Consider the following 2,826-nt stretch of genomic DNA (forward strand, 5'->3'; position numbering starts at 1 on the left):
GAAGTGCAGCTCGAGGGTGACCGTGTCGCCCTCGGCCGGCTTGTTCTTCAGCCCCATGAGCATCAGATGGTTGCCGCCGCGGCCGAGCCGGAGCTGCGGCGGACGCCGGCGGCCGCGCTCCCCGTACCCCGCAGGAGCAGGTCCTGTGCGCGCTGTTCGCCGAGGTCCTCGGCCTGTCACAGGTCGGCATCGACGACGGCTTCTTCGTGCTGGGCGGCCATTCCCTGCTGGCCACCCGCCTGGTGTCGCGGATCCGCGCGACCCTCGGCGTGGAGCTGCACCTGCGCAGCCTCTTCGAGACCCCGACCGTGGCCGGTCTCGCGGAGCGGCTGCACGAGGCCGGTGCCGCACGGCCGGCGCTGCTGCCGCGGCAGCGCCCGGAGCCGATGCCGCTGTCGTTCGCGCAGCGCCGGCTGTGGTTCCTGCACCAGATGCGGGGGCCCGGCGCGACCTACCACATGCCGCTGGCACTGCGGCTGTCCGGAGACCTCGACAGGGCGGCGCTCCGGTCCGCGCTGGCGGATGTGGTGGCCCGGCACGAGCCCTTGCGCACGGTGTTCGCGGACGCCGACGGGGTGCCGTACCAGCGGGTGCTCCCCGCCGACGAGGCCGACGTCGCCCTCCCGGTCACCGCGACCGACGCGGCCGGCCTGCCGGATCTGCTGCGTGCCTGCGCCGTGCGCGGCTTCGACCTGGCCACCGAACTTGCGCTGCGCGCCGAGCTGTTCACGCTTGCGCCCAACGAGCACGTCCTGCTGGTCGTGCTGCACCACATCGCGGCCGACGGCTGGTCCATGGGGCCGTTTTCGCGCGATCTGGCCGCCGCGTACGCCGCCCGCAAGCAGGGGGCGGCGCCGGAGTGGTCGCCGCTGCCGGTGCAGTACGCCGACTACACCCTGTGGCAGCGCGACGTCCTGGGCGACGAGTCCGACGCGGACAGCGCGTTCGCGCGCCAGGTCGCGTACTGGACCCAGACGCTGGCCGGCCTGCCCGGAGAGCTGCCGCTGCCGGCCGACCGGCCGCGTCCGTCGGCCACCTCCGACCGCGGCGGCATCCTCACCGCGGGCATCGACGCCGAGGTGCACGCCGCGCTCGCCGATCTGGCGCGCCGGTCCGGGGCGAGCCTGTTCATGGTCCTGCAGGCCGGGCTGGCGGCGCTGTTCACGCGGCTGGGGGCGGGCACCGACATCCCGCTGGGCAGCCCGGTCGCCGGGCGCACCGACCACGCCCTGGACGACCTCGTCGGCTTCTTCGTCAACACCCTGGTGCTGCGCACCGACACCTCCGGCGACCCCACCTTCGAGGAACTGCTGCGACGGGTCCGGGAGACCGCGCTGGCGGCCTACCACCACCAGGACGTCCCGTTCGAGCACCTCGTGGAGGTGCTGAACCCGGCCCGGTCGCTGTCCCACCACCCGCTGTTCCAGACCCTTTTGGCCGTGCAGAACGCCCCCGTGAGCGATTTCGGCCTGGCCGGGCTGGACGTCACCGGTGTGCCGGTGCCGACCGGCACCGCACGGCTCGATCTGGCCTTCAGCATCACCGAGCGCCGCACCCCGCAGGGCACTCCGGGGGGCCTCGACGCGGTGGTCGAGTACAGCAGCGATGTGTTCGACCGGGAGACGGTCGAGACGCTCTTCGCGCGGTGGGCGCGACTGCTCGCGGCCGTGGCCGCCGGTCCTGAGCGGCGCCTCAGCGGTCTCGACGTCCTTGCCCCCGAGGAGCGCCGCACGCTGGTGCACGCGGGCAACGACACCGCGCGGCCGGTGCCGGACACGGTCCTCGCCGCGATGTTCGAGGAGCGGGCGGCGGCCCGGCCGGACGCGGTGGCCCTCGTCCACGGTGGGACCCGGCTGACGTACCGCGAACTCAATGCGCGCGCCAACCGGTTCGCGCATGCGCTGATCGGACGCGGTATCGGCCCGGAGCAGATCGTCGCGCTGGCCCTGCCCCGCTCCGTCGCACTCGTGGTGGCCGTCCTCGCGGTGGCGAAGGCGGGCGCGGCCTACCTGCCGGTCGACCCGGAATACCCGGACCGGCGCATCGCGTTCCTGCTCGCCGACGCGCGGCCCGCGCTGGTGATCGACAACCCGGCGGCGGTCACGGAGACCGCCGGCCACCCGGACACCGATCCGGCCGTCCGGGCGCGCCCCGAGCACCCGGCGTATGTCATCTACACCTCGGGCTCCACCGGCCGGCCCAAGGGGGTGGTGGTCAGCCATACCGGTGTGCCCAGCCTGGTGGCGGCGCAGGCCGAACGGCTGGGAATCGACGGCGACAGCCGCATTCTGCAGTTCTCCTCGCCCAGCTTCGACGCGTCGTTCTGGGACCTGTGCAGCGCTTTGCTGACGGGTGCCACGCTGGTCCTCGCCCCCGCCGAGGCGCCACTGGAGGCGCTGACGGACCGTCGGCTCGGTGTCACCCATGTGACGCTGCCGCCCTCCGCGCTGGCGGCACTGGACGGCGCCGAACTCACGGCCTCGACGCTGGTGGTGGCCGGGGAGGCCTGCCCACCGGAGCTGGTGGCCAAGTGGGCACCCGGACGCCGCATGATCAACGCGTACGGCCCGACGGAGACCACCGTGTGCGCCACGATGAGCGCCCCGCTCACGCCGACCGGCCAGGTGCCGCCGATCGGCCGCCCCATCGCCAACTCCCGTGTGTATGTGCTCGACGGCGCCCTCCAGCCCGTGCCCGCCGGAGTCAGGGGGGAACTGTATGTCGCCGGTGCCGGGCTGGCCCGCGGCTACCTCAACCGGCCGGGCCCGACCGCCGAGCGCTTTGTCGCGAACCCGTACGGCCCGCCCGGCAGCCGGCTCTACCGCA

At 74.0% G+C, this 2,826-nt stretch carries 1 protein-coding gene and 1 pseudogene; one reads left to right on the plus strand and one right to left on the minus strand.

What is annotated here, in order from left to right; genetic code table 11:
* A pseudogene (locus tag AB0D04_RS42510) lies at positions 1–93 on the minus strand (copper chaperone PCu(A)C); the annotation flags it as partial.
* Positions 94–188: 95 nt separating this feature from the next.
* On the opposite strand from AB0D04_RS42510, the gene AB0D04_RS42515 reads away from it, so the two are divergent.
* Positions 189–2,826, plus strand: a 2,638-nt coding sequence (locus AB0D04_RS42515) for an amino acid adenylation domain-containing protein (RefSeq protein ID WP_362712843.1), incomplete at its 3' end; no start/stop codon positions are given.

Origin of the sequence: Streptomyces sp. NPDC048483, from assembly GCF_040651455.1 — a bacterium.
Classification (GTDB): Bacteria; Actinomycetota; Actinomycetes; order Streptomycetales; family Streptomycetaceae; genus Streptomyces.